Source organism: Legionella quinlivanii, from assembly GCF_900461555.1.
Lineage (GTDB): Bacteria > Pseudomonadota > Gammaproteobacteria > Legionellales > Legionellaceae > Legionella_C > Legionella_C quinlivanii.
Map to the genome: position 1 here is coordinate 1,129,734 of NZ_UGOX01000001.1, position 17,145 is coordinate 1,146,878.

Below are 17,145 nucleotides of genomic sequence, written 5' to 3' on the forward strand. Positions count from 1 at the left end.
AGCAATGAATGGAGTTACCAGGCCGGCAACTCGGCAAATGGATAATTATGGTTCTGATGTACAGGACGCATTCAAAAAAGCAGAAGATCAGTTTTTTGCTTCTGGAAAGCCTTACCGAAAGGATGAGGTGATTAATCTGATTTCCAATACCGGGTACTTTAAGGTGGATATTTATGAATATACGCCTGTGGACATTCATTATGTGGTGTTCTTTTTCAATAAAAAAAATTATGAGGCAACCGGAAAAGCAGAAGTCTTTGAGTGTCATGGAACCATTGCCCGCAGTTATATCGAATGGCACCGAAATCTTCCCAACATCAATAATTTTCCCATTGATAATGACCGGCGCATGAAAACCGATGCCGACTCTGTTATTTCTATTCAAAGTGAGTCAGCCCTGGTTTGGGACAGCCGTACCAATGGTGTGACGCAGAGAAAATATGCATCCCATATTCCCGAAAATGAAAATCGACTGGTCGCTTTTACAGAAGAATATGCCATTTCCAATAATGATATTCTTTTCAAAAACTGGAAGGCAGCGACTCTGCAATCCATTTCTTCGCGCAGTGTGGGCAGACCCTCGCAGATTCTTCTTCATGAAACAGCCGGTATGGAAATGGACAGTACTGCGGTCTTTAATGTGCCCGCTCATTTTTGCGTGGCCAATGTCAAGGACAATAAGGGAACGATTTATCAGATGGCGGATATTGCCGGCAATGTACCGCATGGGGAAATCACCAATAGCCGAGCCATTGGAATTGAGTTTGTGAATGCGCCGTTTGATATCTGGAAGCAAGTGAAAGACCCCGTTACCGGACAGGCAAGAGACGAGTTGCCGAGAACGCGTTCCAATTTTGGTCTGAAGGACAGCGTAAAAGGCATCTATGTTGAGAGTAATAAAATCCCTATTCGTGATCCGGTGATCAGTAAGAATGTGCAATTCATTCCGCTTGAGTTTTCAGATTCAACGGCCAGTGAATTTTTCGAGTTAAAAATTCCTGAGGCCAGTTTAATTAATAAAAGCGCTCTGCAAACTCATCAGATTAATGGAAGAAACATTCTTGCTCTTAATGATGGTGTGGCGTCAATTAAATATTGCAAGCCTGTTAAATTTGAAAATCTGCGGCACTTAATTATTTTACTGAGTGATAACAGCCTGATTAAAGAAGCTTTGCCTGAAGATTTGGGCATATGGAAATCCATTCATGCTGCGAATGGCAAGCTGTTTTATTTTTATCAACGCATGTTTTCCGAGACCACTACAACGTCTGTTGTCGCCGGAAAAACAATAAAAAAAATTACCATGAATTTTCCAATTAACCTGACAAATCCGGCGATTTTTTCCCACGGGCATATTGGACATCATGCGGATGGCTTTTTGCAGGGAATTTACCTTTATTTAAGAATGTTTGAAAGCTTAAATGCTCAACGAAGCTTACAGGCCATAATTTATTTTCTAACCTCAGAAAAGACAGATGCTGAAAAAAATCCTCTCGAGTTAACGGAAGTAATGACAGTGACTCGTACCTCCGAGCTGGTAAATGGAAGTGAGCGGAATATTGAAGTTAAATTTACTCCTGCGGCAAGTCCGGCAACCATTCGCATCACCAATTTTCTCGAAATCGATCTTCAGGGAGTGGATAGAAAATATCCAGTTAATAATTCCAATTAATCAATAGATTGATGATTTCAGGTTTTTGGTCTAAAGTTAACAGGGAATTGAGTTAACTCCTTCACTTAAGATAAATTTTTGTTAAACTAGAGGTGGGAGTGACTTTGAAATTAAACCAGGGAGAATAAAATGAGAAGAATGGTTCTGTTAGTTTTAGCAGCTTGTACTGCGTTAGTGTTATCTGCTTGCGGTGACAACGCTGAGAAAAAGGTAGAGTCTACTACTACTGTTGAGCAACAAGGCACTGATCAAAACAATGATGGGAAAGCAGATCAAGGTTCTGCAACTACTACAACGACTACTGAAACAACTAAAACTAACGATAATAATCAATAATTTCAAAGCCCCTGAAAAGGGGCTTTTTTTATTTGTGACCTATGGAAGCACTACTCTATCAATTAAAAGAACTATTTTTAGCAAAAGGCCATTGTATTGCTACTGCGGAGTCTTGTACTGGAGGGCTAGTCGCCAGCGAGCTCACGGAGATTCCAGGCAGTTCGCAGTGGTTTGAGCGTGGTTTTGTTTGCTACAGTAATCTTTCCAAGCAAGAGATGCTGGGTGTTGATTCTCTGCTTATTGAGCAATATGGGGCTGTTAGTCAACAGGTTGCCGAAGCCATGGCGCTGGGCGCTTTGCAACATAGCAAGGCCAGCATTTCGCTTTCAATTACCGGTATTGCCGGACCCGAGGGAGGAAGTATTGAAAAACCGGTTGGTACAGTCTGGTTTGGATATGCATCCCGAACCCGGAATATTGTGCGTACCGAACATTGCCATTTCAGCAACTGTTCCCGACATCAGATACGAACGCGCGCCTGCAGAAAAGCCCTGACAGGAATACTGGCATTGCTTTCTACTCAGTAAAGTGTCTTTATCAGCCTGATAATTACGCTCGATCTCATAAAAATTTTGCTGCCTATCCATATCTATGTGATAATTTGCGCTTTGCATACTTTGGATAATACGATGGATAACAACAAGCAAAAAGCACTAAGTGCTGCTCTGGCACAAATAGAAAGACAATTTGGGAAAGGTTCTGTCATGCGCATGGGAGATAACCCTGCTGAGCGCGATATCGAGGCGATTTCAACCGGCTCTCTGGGATTGGACATTGCCTTAGGCATTGGCGGTTTGCCCAAGGGGCGAATTGTAGAAATCTACGGACCTGAATCCTCGGGTAAAACCACATTAACCTTGCAGGTTATTGCTGAATGCCAAAAAGCGGGCGGAACTGCAGCCTTCGTGGACGCAGAACATGCTCTGGATCCTGGTTATGCGGCTAAGCTGGGCGTCAATGTAGACGACCTGCTGGTTTCACAACCAGATACCGGGGAGCAGGCACTTGAAATTACAGATATGCTGGTTCGTTCTGCCGCAGTGGATGTTATTGTAGTGGATTCTGTCGCAGCTCTGACTCCCAAAGCAGAAATCGAAGGGGAAATGGGTGATACTCATGTGGGTTTGCAGGCTCGACTCATGTCGCAGGCATTGCGTAAATTAACAGCCAATATCAAGCGATCCAATACACTGGTGATCTTCATTAATCAGATCCGTATGAAAATTGGCGTGATGTTTGGTAATCCTGAAACGACCACAGGCGGTAATGCGCTCAAGTTTTATGCTTCAGTTCGTTTGGATATTCGCCGTACTGGCTCCATTAAAAAAGGCGAAGAAGTATTGGGTAGCGAAACCCGTGTTAAAGTGGTCAAAAACAAAGTCGCGCCGCCATTTAGAACCACTGATTTTGATATTCTTTATAATGAAGGGATTTCCCGCGAGAGTGAAATCATTAATCTGGGAACCCAGCTGGGACTGATTGAAAAAGCAGGCGCCTGGTATAGTTATAAGCAGGAAAAAATTGGACAAGGGAAAGACAATGTCCGGGTTTATCTTAAAGAACATCCTGAAGTGGCAGTAGAGCTGGAGCGGTTAATTCGCGCCGAGTTGCTGGAGAAAAAAATGACGGCGGCGGTGATGGAAGAAGATATAGAGATGATGGATGAGTAAAGCCTTTGACAGTGCTCTTCGCTTGCTGGCCAGGCGAGAGCACGGAGCAAATGAATTGGCTCAAAAACTGGCTCACAAGGGATTTGAAAGGCTTGATATTGAAAATGCTGTGGACAAATGCCAGCAGCTTAATTATCAAAGTGATGAACGGTTCATTGCTTCATTCTGTCGTCAGCGCATCGGGCAAGGATATGGTCCGCAGCGAATTATACAGGAATTGCAGCTCAAAGGTCTGGCAAAAGATCTTATACTGGAAATAATCAATGAGCAGAATCTGTCCTGGGAAACTCTCGCCAGGGAAGTGATACAAAAGAAATTCAGGCAAATAGAGGAGCAGGATTTTGTTGCTCGGCAGAAACAACAGCGCTTTTTGCAAAATCGTGGTTTTTCTTTTGAGATAATTAATAAACTATTTAAATAATAGATCGGAGACTATGAGATTGGGTTACTTCGTTCGCTGGAAGGCTCAATCTATTCTGATAATCTTAACAAGAAGTTGTGAATTATGAAAAGTTCAGAAATTAGACAAGCATTTTTTGATTATTTTATCGGCAATGGCCATCAGTTTGTGGAATCAAGCCCGCTGATTCCCGGAAATGACCCTACCTTATTATTTACCAATGCCGGGATGGTTCAGTTTAAAGAAACTTTTTTAGGAATTGAGCCGCGAGCCTACAGCCGTGCAGTAAGCGCCCAACGGTGTGTGCGCGCCGGCGGGAAGCATAATGATTTGGAAAATGTAGGATATACTGCAAGGCATCATACTTTTTTTGAAATGCTGGGTAATTTTAGTTTCGGCGATTATTTCAAGCGTGAGGCGATTCGCTTTGCCTGGGGATTTTTAACAGACGTCCTGCGCTTACCTCCCGAAAAACTATGGGTTACTGTCTATGAACAGGATGATGAAGCGGCTGATATCTGGCTAAAGGAAATGAAGGTTTCTGCCGAGCGCTTTTCTCGCTGCGGCGATAAAGATAATTTCTGGTCGATGGGGGATACAGGTCCCTGTGGTCCCTGTACCGAAATTTTTTATGATCATGGCCCGGAGATAGCCGGGGGGCCTCCAGGAAGTCCTGATGCGGATGGCGATCGCTATATTGAGATCTGGAACCTGGTATTCATGCAGTACAATCGGGATAAGGAAGGCAAGTTGCATCCCTTACCTCAGCCTTCAGTAGATACGGGAATGGGATTGGAGCGAATTGCCGCTGTGGTGCAAGGCGTTCATAACAATTATGATATCGACAGTTTTCAACTCCTGATTCGCTCTATATTGGAAATGTCTCCCGGAATTGATCCGAAGCATCCGTCTTTGCGAGTGATTGCAGATCATATCCGCGCCTGTGCTTTCTTAATAGCCGATGGCGTCTCCCCCAGTAATGAAGGAAGAGGCTATGTGCTAAGGCGCATTATCCGGCGAGCTATTCGGCATGGTAATAAATTAGGTTTACCATCGCCTTTCTTCAGCCGTCTGGTTGAGCCCTTAGGTCACGTAATGGGGGATGCCTATCCTGAACTGTTGGAGGCAAGGCTGCAGATTGAGCGGATTCTGACACAGGAAGAGAACCAGTTTATTCGTACTCTGGAACAAGGCTTAAGGCTTTTACAGGAACAAATCCAGACTTTGGACTCTCAAATAATTCCCGGAGAAATCCTGTTTAAACTCTATGACACCTATGGGTTTCCTCTCGATTTAACTCAGGATATCGCTCGCGAGCAAAATTTAACGGTTGATCTTGAAGGGTTCAATCAGTGCATGCAGCAACAGCGTGAATTATCGCAATCAGCCAGTCAATTTTCCGCCGATTATTCCTCAGCTTGCCAGGTTGAGGAAACAAGTCATTTTCATGGTTATGAGATGGATAGCATGTCGAGTACCATTAGCGCTTTATTAATGGATAATAAACGAGTCAATCAGCTGTTGCAGGGCGAGAAGGGAGCCATTATTCTTGAGCATACCCCGTTCTATGCTGAAAGTGGCGGACAGGTTGGTGATAAAGGGCAGTTAGTTACCAGTCATGGGGTTTTTCAGGTTGAGGATACCCAGCGCACTGGCCAGGCAATAATCCATTATGGCGAAGTACTGGAAGGTGAAATTAAACTGGGACAAACAGCTTCCGCCCAGATTGATGCCAGACGCCGGGCAGCCATTCGACTTAATCATACAGCGACCCATTTGCTTCATGCCGCATTAAAACAACTAATCGGGCCTCATGTACAACAGAAAGGCTCCCTGGTTGATGCAGAACGCGCACGCTTCGACTTCTCCCATTTTGAGGCATTAAGTTCTCAGCAACTGCGTTCACTGGAAGAGCTGGTAAATGATCGTATCCGTGCGAATGAAGAAGTACTGACCCGCATAATGAATCTGGAAGAGGCTAAAAAAAGCGGGGCTGTCGCCTTGTTTGGTGAAAAATACAGTGATGAAGTAAGGGTACTATCTGTAGGGGATTTCTCTATGGAGCTTTGTGGTGGTACGCATGCAAGACGTACAGGTGATATTGGTGTATTTAAAATAATTGCTGAATATGGCATTGCCAGTGGTGTTCGACGCATTGAAATGGTAACTGGTGCTTACGCACTGGATTGGATAAACCAACAGCTTGCTCTGCTGGATGAAATGGCTGCGAAATTAAAGACCAGCGCAGGCACTGCTGCTGAAAAATTAACTCAGTTCCTGAATGATTTTAAACTGCAGGAAAAAGAGCTGAGTCGAATGCAGACTAAACTGGCAGCCAAGTCGGGAGGTGATTTGCAGAAAGAAATGCAGACTATCGCTGATACTGCGGTGCTGATTAAGCAATTGAATGGAGCAGATAGTCAATCAATGCGGACAACGCTCGATCAACTGAAATCTTCAAATGAACGAGCCATTATTGTATTGTACACGGTTGATAATGCAAAGATAAATGTCATTGCCGGGATTACAAAATCATTAGTCGGCCAGGCGCCATCCGCAGCCGTTCTGGTGAAAATGCTTTGTGGTAAAGGCGGCGGCCGTGAGGATATGGCACAGGGAGGCGGTCCTGCTCCTGAGGATTTGGATAGCCGTCTCGCAGAGATAACCGTTTTGCTTGAGGATTGGGGCAAATCCAGACTAACTGATCCAAATACATAGAATAGGAAGCAAATTGCATCAGATTAAGCTTCGCGATGCAATTTGCCTTAATGATTTATAGTGGCTAGAAAATCATAAGGATTTGATGATGAGCTTTTTAAGTGAATTCAAACAGTTTGCCATGCGCGGTAATGTGGTTGACCTGGCAGTGGCAGTGATCATTGGCGCCGCGTTTGGCAAAATTGTTTCCTCCCTGGTGGACGGCATCATAATGCCCTTAATCGGTTTGCTTCTGGGTGGTATTAACATTACTGCCAAATCTTTTAAAATCGGTGCCGCTGTAGTTAAATGGGGTGCTTTTTTACAAACCATAATTGATTTTACAATCATTGCTTTTGCGATTTTCGTGGCGGTCAAATTCATCAATTTACTGCAGGAAAAAAAAGAGGCTGAGCCTGAGAAAATCAGTAACGAAGAAAAATTATTAGTCGAGATTAGAGATCTTCTGCAAGCCAATTTGCATAAACAATAGAATTTTAACCTGTATCTGGCAATGCCTGGATATTTTTCTGCTAAGCTAAAAAAAATATCCAGCGGATAATGCTTATGGAATATCGCAATCCTGAAGTTTCTGATTTCGAAAAAATGGTCGAACTGCAAAATGAGAATCTGGCTGTTAATCTGGCTTCTGATTTGCAGGATGGATTCCTTTCAGCAGGATTTACAGCCGAACAATTTAAAGAAATGAATGCGGATTTAGGCATTATTGTGGGAGTTGAGGATAAAGCGGTTTGTGCTTATCAATGTGCCAGCACTCTGAATTATAATAAAAATGTTCCTTTAGTGCAGGCGATGATCGATCAATTCAATCGATTGAAATATCAGGGAAAATCGCTTGCCGATTACCAAACTTGTGTGTATGGACCTGTTTGTATTGCCAAAGCGCATCGAGGCAAAAATGTCATGTCCGGATTATTTGAACACATGAGCCAGTATTTGAAACGAGCGCATCCAGAGATAGAGATGCTGACGGTGCTGGTTTCTAAAAGCAATCCTCGCTCGGTGAATGCACACAGAAAACTGGGAATGGAAGTGATCGGTGATTTTCAATTTAATGGCAGCGAATTTGTCATTTTAGTCTATCCAGCTCATTAATCCAGTTATTCAACAGCTGTATAAAAATTTTTGTTCTGCAGAATTTTATTCCCGGATCTGAGCTATATTAAAATTATCAAGGACTGTATTGAGATGCCATGCCTGATCTATCGCCGATCTCTGAGTTCATTAGATCCACAGAAATAAATCCTGTTCCCAGCTCTTTTCCTAAAACATTAGCAATGGAAGCACTTCAATACGTTAAATCACTGCCAACCCATGCTCCAGAAAGTGATGAAGCTAAAGTAAGCGAGGAGCAGATAGAGACTATTCTAAATGGCAATGGATCGACCCTGGATAAAATTAAGGCCTCTTATATTGCAATGAAACAAACAGGCGCTTGCAACAGCAAGCATCAGGCGCTTTGCGCTTTTCAGTTTATTCTAAACCGATTAATCAGTAGCCGCGTAGCCGATATTAACAAGACTATGCCTCTGGAATTGCTGTCATTGCTTAAACATTTTATTGTAAAAATTAATAACGAGGTGATCTGTGATCCCGCACTCGATGCTTGCTATTTGGCTAGTGACTTACCCACCCTGATTTCCAGGGATCATAAAGCCGATTGGGGCATGTTTCATGATCCCAGTATTTACTTTAAAATAGAAAAAAACTGGCTTTGCTATTCCTGTCTGAATCCCAATAACACAGCGAGTCTTGATCGAGCCTCGATGGAAAGTATTTATAATTTATTCCCGCAGGTTTATTCGGATTCTCCTCTGACTAAATCAGTTCCTCAAAAGGCGGAAGATGGACCCAATATTGTGGTTCCTAAGCCCTGAGCTTGTTAACAAAGTCTCGGAATTTCAGTATATTATATGTTTTGTTATTAGGGAAAATAGCTTTGACCTTCCGCGAGCGATTGTCGGCATTTCAATACTGGCCTCATGTGATCACCATCAGCCTAATCGTTCTGGCTGTTACCGGCTATCGTTACTTTGCCTATTATGACACACGCTCAAATGATGCTTATGTCTCAGCTAATGTTATCAATATGGCTGCTTTGGTTTCAGGTCCAATCAGCGAAATCTATGTGGTGGAAAATCAGAAGGTAAAAAAAGGAGACAAGCTAATTACTATCGACCCTCGGCCTTATCTGTATGCATTAAATAAAGCCAAGGCCCAGTATAATATGGCCAAAATAAGATACGCGAATGAAAAACTGGGCATCCAGGTTGCAGAAGAAGAATTACGGCAAAGTAAATCCATGCTTGCTCTCAGCCAGGATCATTTGAGCCGTTATCAAAAATTGCAAAAACAGGGCGATTTGGCTGAAATACAGCTGATTAATACGGAGGCCAAGATAAGCGAACAGCAGGCTATTGTGCTGGCTGCCATGCAGAAACTCAGAATTGCCCAGCAAAATTTTGATAATAGTGAAATCAAAGCCGCACTGGCTGAAGTGCACAAAGCGCAATATCTTTATGATCACACCACGATTGTTGCGCCTACTGATGGTTATATTACCAATTTCAATCTGCGACGCGGGCAATACATTCATACTGGTGAAGGCTTGTTTGCGCTGGTTGACACCAGTTACTGGTGGATTGTAACCCGTTACCGCGAAACAGCAATCCGCCTGATTAAACCAGGTGACAAGGCAACAATTTATCTTGATATGTATCCTGGAAAAACCTTCCACGGCCATGTGGAGAGTATAGGTTGGGGAATCAACCGCGTTCAGTCAGGACAAGTGGCTCCTTCCACACTGGCTTATCTGGAAGCCACCGAAGACTGGATTAAAATTGCTCAACGTTTTCCAGTACGCATCGTTATCGATGACGTGAGCAAAGAATACCCTTTACGTATTGGCGCCAGTGCGACAACGATCACCTATCCGGAGAAGAAGTGATTTCTCCCTTCCTTCCGAAAACCCTGGAAAACCGTGCGGCAATAAGAACTGCAGTATCCACTCTGATCGCTATTTTAATTGCTTTTGCCCTGCATCTGGATAAGCCCTACTGGGCAGGCATGACTGTTGTAATTCTGGCCAATGTGTATACTGGAAATATCATTGATAAAGCGATTATGCGGATCGCCGGCACTATAATTGGGGCATGGCTTGGTTATTTCATGTCAGGCTTTATTGCGAACAGTTTTTTTCTCTATTTGCTGGCTGGATTTTTTCTCATCGCCATCGCCGTCTATTATTATAACCTGAGCCGCTATGCCTATGCCTTTCTGCTGTTGGCGATCAGCGCTTTTATAGTTATTTCCGAACTGGCGTTTTCTCCGGAAGAAGCATTTCAGGTGGCCATCTGGCGTCCAGCCGAAATAGGGCTGGGTGTACTGGTATCTGCAGTCGCAGCTTTCTTCCTTTTTCCGAATACTATTCAGGATGCAATGAATAAAAGTGTAGATATTATTTTCACAAGTATGGATAGTCTCATCGCAGAAATTGCTTCAGCACTGCAAGATCAGAATATGGATATGATTTCGGAAATCCAGAAAAATAATCTGCTTGTCAAAAAGAAATTGCGCCAAGGGATGGAGATGCTGGGTTTTATGCGCCGCGAGATTGGCTTCGAGCGGGTAAAGCTGGATCAATACCGTTTATTGCTGGAGTCGTTCCAATCGTTTATTCGTATGAACAGTTATTATGTGAGAAATCATTTTTTTATTACCCGTGAAAATGTCGTTTTTGCTGATCAACTGGCTTTGGAAGGAATTTTTGAGGCTATACGAAACGATTTAAAAAAGATAAAGACTATTCTTGGCGATCAAAAAGATCCAGAGGCCAAATCCGACCTTAAAACCACGGCCCTTGTCAATAATTTCAGAAAGACGATCAACCGCTTAACTTCCCGGCACCCGGCTCAGTATCAAAATTATCTTGCAATCGCCCATTATTTCAGACAGTTAAATACCATGCTGGATAATATCCATTCTGTTCTGCTTGGGAAAGAAAAAAAGGGGAAAACAAAGCCGGATTTTATTTCTCATCAGGAGCAGTTAAAAAACGATCCGGATGTTATTTTGCACTCAATTAAAGCAGGATTATCTGCAACTCTGGCCTTGATCTTCTGGTTAATCAGCAATTGGCCAGGCGGTTTAAATGGAATTATCAGCAGTATTGTTATATCGGTGCGCAAAAGCCTGTTTGAAATGAAAAGCGTCAGTCTGCATCGGGTATTAGGTTGCCTGTTAGGCGGCGGACTTGCTTTAGGCAGTTTAGCCTATTTTTCGTTTAATCTTTATAATTTTATTATTTTGATTCTTGCGGGGGTATGGGCATTCAGTTATTTTTCATTCAAATGGCCTGCCGATGCTTATATTGGATTACAGGCTAATCTGGCTTTGGTAATTACCATCGCCCAGGAAGGCGGGCCGCCGACCAGTTTAACGCCCCCACTAGAGCGCCTTGGTGGAATTTTTATAGGTATTGCTGCCAGCTTTTTAGTCGCTAATGTGCTTTGGCGAACCGATCTCTGGCATATCCTGCTCAGACAAATCGCCAAATTGAAGCGCCACTTGATTCATAATTGCAAGCAGATACTGATGTCTGAATATAAGATGAAACGCCCCTTTGATCTGGTTAATCAATTTTGGTTAACAAGAGGGGTGCTTGAAACCCTGGAGGTTGAAGGTCAGACCAACGAGAAAAAGCTGCCTCAGCTGCAGGCTATTCATGATGAATACGATAAATTAGTGATGATGCAAGCCACTTTGAGTCATATTCAGGAAACAGTAAACCAACAGCAAGCCATCTCTACTGCAAGACAATTAAATTTTGATCTGAATCAACTCGCAGAGGTTGTGGGCGGTCTTTATGAACGAGTCAATCCCCTTAAAGTCTCAGAGACGCAGGCTGAGTTAAAACTAGCCATGAATAAGATAGTAGAGCAGGGAAAAGCATTTTCTACCGATGAATTGGAGAACTGCGAAGTTTACTTACAAGCTCTCTATCAATTAACAGTAATCAATTTGGACATCTTGAGAATTGCTGAGCCAGTGCATTTATGGAGTATTAAGGGCGTTATCCAGGATTGAAGAGTTTTATGCAGGGCCCGCATAATTTTGCCATAATTTAAAAGGTTCCCTTTAATTAAAGGCTGCTATGGATAAGCAAAATGGCTGCTACATTGGTACCTCAGGCTGGAGTTATGAAGGCTGGATTGGCAATTTTTATCCTGACAAAATCAAATCGCCTGATGTATTGCCCTGCTACACAAAATCCTTCGATTCAGTGGAATTAAATAATAGCTTTTATCAGCTTCCCAAAGAGAATAATGTAAAAAAATGGGTAGAGCAAACGCCAGAGGATTTTGTCTTTTCCTGCAAGGCGAATCGTTATATTACGCATATGAAAAAGCTTGAAGATACGGAAGAAAGTGTTGATCGCTTATTAACCGCGTTTCGCTATTTTGAACATAAACTGGGGCCTATTCTTTTTCAATTTCCGCCCTATTGGCATATTGATATACCTCGGCTTAAGAAATTTATTGATTATTTGCCAAAAGATTTACGCTATACCTTTGAATTTCGCTCAAAAAGCTGGTTTTGTGAGGCCCTTTATGAGCTCTTGGCGTCTCAGCGGATGAGCCTTTGTTTTTATGATCACAAACAATATCAGACTCCGAGTATCGTCACCGGCGATTTTATTTATATTCGTATGCACGGACCAGAGATAACCCCTTATACTGGTGCTTATTCAGAAGAGGAAATCCAGGGATGTGCTCGGAAAATACTGGAATGGCAAAAGGACAATAAGCCAGTCTATTGTTATTTTGATAATGATCATAAAGCCTGTGCTCCTCAGGATGCTAAAAGGCTAAGAGCGGCAATTAATGCGCGCAGAAGCTGATATAAATAAACATCCCAGGCAGTTTATTCCGAGAGCGCAGCTTAGAGCTGGATGCCCCGGACAAGCCGTGGCACGTAGGCGTGAGGGTTGGGGCACGTAGGCGTGAGGGTTGGGGCACGTAGGCGTGAGGGTTGGGGCACGTAGGCGTGAGGGTTGGGGCGCGTAGGCGTGAGAGTCGGACGCGTAGACGAGAGGGGCAGTTACCTAGTACCTACGTGCCACGGCCATATCATTACCCATAAGTATGGCCAAAAGCGCGTGTAAATACTTCACGCGCATTAATACAATTATAAAGATTTCGTAAGCCTTTCCAGATTACCGCAGGGCCGGGCTCCCCATCATGTTTTCGTCCGAGGAAACCGCCCAATTGAGCAATTATTCCCAGCATCTCTTTGAGGGTAGGTGGCTCATGCGGAGGAGGTTTTTCATAAATCATAATGTAGGCTGTTTGCCATTCTATTGTTTCAAATAGGCACTCACTGCTTAAGGAAGGTGAAGCCCGTCCAATCATGGTCATGAATAAAATACGCCAAGCGACAATGAGATAGAGAGCAAGACAAGGGTCAAATCGTTGTTTATTACTTAATTGTAATTTTTCAATAGTACATCCACTTTTCAATATTTTAAAAAAGATTTCTATCTGCCAACGACACAAGTACCAATGAATTACTTTCAAAGCAGCTTCTAAATTAGGGATAGGGATACTTGTTAAAAGAGTCCATTCGATTGCTTTCTCACCAGGTGGAGGATTTGTTTCTGTAGCAATAATTGTAGTGAGTTGTACGGGAGTAAAACCTTCTTTTGCTTTTTCTCGAGGTGGGCGCAAAGTCACCTCTTTTGCATAAATAGTTTGGGTTACTTCTCGTTTTTTTCTACTCCCAAATGAAGAGGTTGTAAACGTTACTTGCCCAACCCCTGTAGAGGCTTTTACACTGGCTTTTAATTTAGTGCTTTTTTTAGGGTGATTCTCATCTAAAATAGCACGGTCAAATGTGGCTCTAATCACCCAGTCTGCAGAGCCTTTTGCAAAAGCAGTATTCGCTTCATGATAAATATCATAAATATCGCCTTCTCTATCCGCTATATAAATAAATTGAGTATCAGGCATAAACTTCGCAAGACAAGAGGCTTTCTTATACCCCCTAACCCAACGATAGCTTTCCTTATCCTTGATTGCTTTGGAGCAGCGCTCCGCTTTTCGCTCTTTGACACTTCGATGCGCCAATGGCTTTCGTGACCATTGTTCATAGTCAATTATCCCTAAACAATCACGATTAGGCGTCACCGCAAGAGTGGGATGAAGAAATAAACCCCGTACATTATCTTGTTGGAGAGGACCTAGGTCTTCTCGTTCTTTTTGACCACTATAATTCAGCGTAGTTGTGTCTTGAAGTAATAAGACTACCGGATGGCCTTTAATTCGATTAAGCGTCGCTTGTCTATGGGGCTTAATAATTTTTTTTGAGGTAACTAAATCATTCTCAAAAAACCGATATGCTGCCTTTGTTTCCTGCCAACCTTTACAGCTTTCAGGAATACTTGCGCTGGGATTAGCCCCCAATCTTTTTAATATCGTTTTTGCTCGTTTATTTAAACGCTCATCACCTATATTCACGCAACCAAGCTCATCTTCTACCCATTCCATGGATGCTACTGCCGTTAAAAGGCTCTATTATCTCAAATGTAAGGAAATTTTAATACAACAACAATCTCCTTACTTATGGGTAATGATATGGCCACGGCTTGTCCGGGGCATCCAGAAAGTGCTCAATCAAAGCAAAAAATCCTACTCTTCATTGGTGATTTTTTGAGTCAGCAAATATTTCAAAAGGATGCCGGTGTTATCCTGTCCTTTCAAAATGACTTTCTCATAAAATTCAATAATAATGTTAGCGATTTGAGGTTTATCCAGAGCCTCGTAAGGTTTGGTAAATGTCTCTTCTATTGCTGCTTCACCATATTTAGCTGCTAATTGCGCAAAAATTTCTCTCAGATTAATTTGCGCAGCAATTATTTCCTCCTGAGTGATCGGAGGCGAGGGATTTCTTATCGCCGACTCAATGATATTCAGTTTGGCAATTGTAATTGTATCACCACAAACTTCAGTGCCTTTTTCCAGGTTATCAAAATTGATATGGTTGGGAAAAAAACTGGCAAATTCCATATCGATAACCAGCGGGGGATTTGTTTTATATAGATTGTGATAACAATTCAATGTCGTTAACGTATATTCATAGATAGACAGATTGCTTGCTCTTCCGATGTATTTCGATAGCTGGGAATTGATGAATTCTCCTGTATACACTGCAACTACTTTTTGACCTTTGGAATGCCGAATGGCATGCTGAGCTTCATCCATATAGGCACGAAATTCCGTAGGCGATTGCTGTTCAATCAGGCTCATTACCGGATAAGTCTGTCTCATGTAATTTTCAAATTCAGAGGCTCGGTAATAAGGAATTCCATAAACAAAAAGGGCGGCTATCAGAAGAGAAATAGTTAGGATGGCTACCCACAAAGCGATACTGTTTGAAGGCCTTTTAATGGCAAAAATACAAAGGAATACCATTAAAAGGGCAGCGACAAAAGCAACAATAATATATATCCAAAGCACGTTGCTTATCCTTGAGGTTGAGACACTTAATTATAGTATATTCTGCCAGATAAAATTCTCTGGCTTGTATCCTCTGCTTCGGCTGTCAACTCTTTTTAAGGTTACTCATAAGAGTCAAGTGCTCTCATCACGGCAGGACGCCTGGCAATCTGGCGATACCAGCGAATTAGTGCCGGGAATTGTGTTTCATCAATATGTGCCTGATAAAATTCTTCATAACAATAAAGCCAGGGCCATATTGCCATATCAGCGATGGTATACTCCTTTCCGCTAATAAAGGGATTGCTGGCAAGCTGTTTTTCCATGACGCCCATCAATCGTAATACTTCATTGGCATAGCGCTCTTGCGCATAAAGTACTTGCTCTGGAGCATAGCGGTGGAAATGACCGTATTGTCCAAACATGGGACCAATGTGGGCCGCCTGAAAATAGCACCACTGCATGACCTGAAATTTGGCTTTGAGATGAGTTGGTAAAAATCGCTCATTTTTTTCAGCGAGATATTGAAGAATAGCAACGCTTTCAAAAAGAAAAAAATCCTGTTCACTGTCATAGATAACGGGAATTTTATTATTCGGCGAAATGATCAAAAATTCCGGTTTGAACTGTTCACCGCTCATAATATCAATCATTTTAACAGAGTAGGGTACTTCCAGCTCTTCAAGCATAATGGTTGGTTTTATGCCGTTTGGAGTACGGGCTGAATATAAAGTATACATATTAAATTCCTTTCCTTTTGAATAATAAGGCTAAATATCTGCTGGTCAATCAGCTTTCCAGATCACTGGAAATAAAGGATGGCACATGGATGCCCCGGCTGCCAGCTCTTCTGCCAGTCCAGGAAAATCAGGTGAAGTAATCCAGGGGCGAGGGGCATGGGTAATATCATCGCCTATAAAGCGAAGAGAGAACGCTCTGCGTCTTTGCCCCGTGTCAGCACCTCGTGAGGAATGCAGACTTAGCATATGAAAGCAAATCACATCGCCAGGCTGCATCGACCAGGATTTAATCTTATACTGCTCTGGATTTTCCTCGATATCGGGGAGTTCGCTAAGTGAGCCCTCGGGAAACCATTTGGCCTGCTTATCCATAAATGAACGGGGCATTAGCCAGGGCTCGCGGTGTGAATGCGAAACAAAACGCAAGGCTGCATGATGGCTGACAGGGTCAACCGGTATCCACATACTGCAATTCTGTAAGCCTTCAATATTGTAATAAGGCTGATCCTGATGCCAGGGTGTTGACTGACGTGTGTCTGCTTCTTTAACCAGTAAGTGATCATGGTACAAGCGTATTTGACGGCTATTAGTTAATTTAGCGGCTATCTCGCCCAAAGGGGAATTAAAAATAAGTTCCTGGTAAAAGGGATTGGTTTGCCAGGTGCAGAAATCCTCAACAAAGCAGCCTGGATCATCCGGACGGCTGGCTACTTTGGCGCGATGACTCAATTGCTGCAAATTATGTTCAATACCTTGAGTCAGCAGGGCTATTTGCTTTGGATTTAATAATTGCCGGATACAGACTACCCCTTCTTCCTGATAATCTCTGATGAGTTTCTCTTCATCCTGATTCCAATACACGGACGTCTCCTTCCCGGCTATTCCACTAAAATGTATCACACTGCATGCGGCTGAATCCAGCCCATACTAAAGGCGAGCAAAAGAAAGAGAAACAGCGCGAGTGACAAGCCTATTCGCCAGCTTAAGGCTTTTACTGTGCGATTAGTGGAACCTTTATCCTTAATCAGAAAAATCAAACCGCTTCCCAATGTGAATAGAATAATTAGCATCACAATTAGGATGATTGCTTTGGTGAACATTTGATATAATCTCCTCA

The 17,145-nt window shown here is 42.8% G+C and carries 17 protein-coding genes; 12 read left to right on the top strand and 5 right to left on the bottom strand.

From position 1 onward, the window contains the following. The first annotated feature begins 4 nt into the window (after nucleotides 1-4). The 12 genes from DYH61_RS04740 to DYH61_RS04795 all read left to right on the top strand — a co-directional run bounded on the left by DYH61_RS04740 (nucleotide 5) and on the right by DYH61_RS04795 (nucleotide 12,695). A complete protein-coding gene (locus DYH61_RS04740; protein ID WP_058506188.1) occupies nucleotides 5-1,672 on the top strand; it encodes a peptidoglycan recognition protein family protein in 1,668 nt (555 codons plus the stop codon). A 129-nt stretch (nucleotides 1,673-1,801) separates the two neighbouring features. Next, nucleotides 1,802-2,008, top strand: coding sequence for a hypothetical protein (locus DYH61_RS04745; protein ID WP_058506189.1), 207 nt, complete (start codon nucleotides 1,802-1,804; stop codon nucleotides 2,006-2,008). A gap of 41 nt (nucleotides 2,009-2,049) precedes the next feature. After that, a complete protein-coding gene (locus DYH61_RS04750) occupies nucleotides 2,050-2,535 on the top strand; it encodes a CinA family protein (protein ID WP_058506190.1) in 486 nt (161 codons plus the stop codon). Between the two features lie 102 nt (nucleotides 2,536-2,637). Further along, entirely contained in the window at nucleotides 2,638-3,678 is a 1,041-nt protein-coding gene (gene recA, locus DYH61_RS04755) for a recombinase RecA (RefSeq protein WP_058506191.1), read from the top strand. Then, nucleotides 3,671-4,099: a recombination regulator RecX gene (gene recX / locus DYH61_RS04760; RefSeq protein ID WP_058506192.1), complete on the top strand. Its 429-nt coding sequence runs from the start codon at nucleotides 3,671-3,673 to the stop codon at nucleotides 4,097-4,099. The genes recA and recX overlap by 8 nt, the downstream gene beginning before the upstream one ends. Nucleotides 4,100-4,183: 84 nt before the next feature. Then, nucleotides 4,184-6,796 carry an alanine--tRNA ligase gene (alaS, locus tag DYH61_RS04765; protein ID WP_058506193.1) on the top strand — a complete coding sequence of 871 codons (2,613 nt, stop codon included), beginning with the start codon at nucleotides 4,184-4,186 and terminating at the stop codon, nucleotides 6,794-6,796. Nucleotides 6,797-6,884: 88 nt separating this feature from the next. After that, nucleotides 6,885-7,268, top strand: a complete 384-nt coding sequence (gene mscL / locus DYH61_RS04770) for a large-conductance mechanosensitive channel protein MscL (protein WP_058506194.1) — start codon at nucleotides 6,885-6,887, stop codon at nucleotides 7,266-7,268. A gap of 74 nt (nucleotides 7,269-7,342) precedes the next feature. After that, nucleotides 7,343-7,891, top strand: a complete 549-nt coding sequence (locus DYH61_RS04775; RefSeq protein WP_058506195.1) for a GNAT family N-acetyltransferase — start codon at nucleotides 7,343-7,345, stop codon at nucleotides 7,889-7,891. 98 nt (nucleotides 7,892-7,989) lie between these two features. After that, the gene (locus DYH61_RS04780; protein ID WP_058506196.1) at nucleotides 7,990-8,673 is read left to right on the top strand and encodes a hypothetical protein; all 684 of its coding nucleotides are present in this window, start codon (nucleotides 7,990-7,992) and stop codon (nucleotides 8,671-8,673) included. A gap of 62 nt (nucleotides 8,674-8,735) precedes the next feature. Further along, on the top strand, nucleotides 8,736-9,743 hold the full coding sequence (locus DYH61_RS04785) for an HlyD family secretion protein (RefSeq protein ID WP_234999847.1): 1,008 nt from the start codon (nucleotides 8,736-8,738) through the stop codon (nucleotides 9,741-9,743). Then, entirely contained in the window at nucleotides 9,740-11,881 is a 2,142-nt protein-coding gene (locus tag DYH61_RS04790) for an FUSC family protein (RefSeq protein WP_058506197.1), read from the top strand. Before DYH61_RS04785 ends, DYH61_RS04790 begins: the two co-directional genes overlap by 4 nt. Nucleotides 11,882-11,948: 67 nt before the next feature. Next, a complete protein-coding gene (locus DYH61_RS04795) occupies nucleotides 11,949-12,695 on the top strand; it encodes a DUF72 domain-containing protein (protein ID WP_058506198.1) in 747 nt (248 codons plus the stop codon). 232 nt (nucleotides 12,696-12,927) lie between these two features. On the opposite strand, the gene DYH61_RS04800 is transcribed toward DYH61_RS04795, so the two are convergent. From DYH61_RS04800 to DYH61_RS04820, 5 genes are all read right to left on the bottom strand, one after another. Then, the gene (locus DYH61_RS04800) at nucleotides 12,928-14,340 is read right to left on the bottom strand and encodes an IS4 family transposase (RefSeq protein ID WP_058508923.1); all 1,413 of its coding nucleotides are present in this window, start codon (nucleotides 14,338-14,340) and stop codon (nucleotides 12,928-12,930) included. 141 nt (nucleotides 14,341-14,481) lie between these two features. Next, nucleotides 14,482-15,309 (bottom strand): hypothetical protein, encoded by an 828-nt coding sequence (locus tag DYH61_RS04805; protein ID WP_058508927.1) that lies wholly within the window; start codon nucleotides 15,307-15,309, stop codon nucleotides 14,482-14,484. Between the two features lie 101 nt (nucleotides 15,310-15,410). Further along, a complete protein-coding gene (locus DYH61_RS04810; RefSeq protein WP_058508928.1) occupies nucleotides 15,411-16,028 on the bottom strand; it encodes a glutathione S-transferase C-terminal domain-containing protein in 618 nt (205 codons plus the stop codon). Between the two features lie 45 nt (nucleotides 16,029-16,073). Continuing rightward, nucleotides 16,074-16,889: a phytanoyl-CoA dioxygenase family protein gene (locus tag DYH61_RS04815; RefSeq protein WP_058508929.1), complete on the bottom strand. Its 816-nt coding sequence runs from the start codon at nucleotides 16,887-16,889 to the stop codon at nucleotides 16,074-16,076. Between the two features lie 35 nt (nucleotides 16,890-16,924). Next, the gene (locus tag DYH61_RS04820; RefSeq protein ID WP_058508930.1) at nucleotides 16,925-17,128 is read right to left on the bottom strand and encodes a twin transmembrane helix small protein; all 204 of its coding nucleotides are present in this window, start codon (nucleotides 17,126-17,128) and stop codon (nucleotides 16,925-16,927) included. Nucleotides 17,129-17,145: the final 17 nt, after the last annotated feature.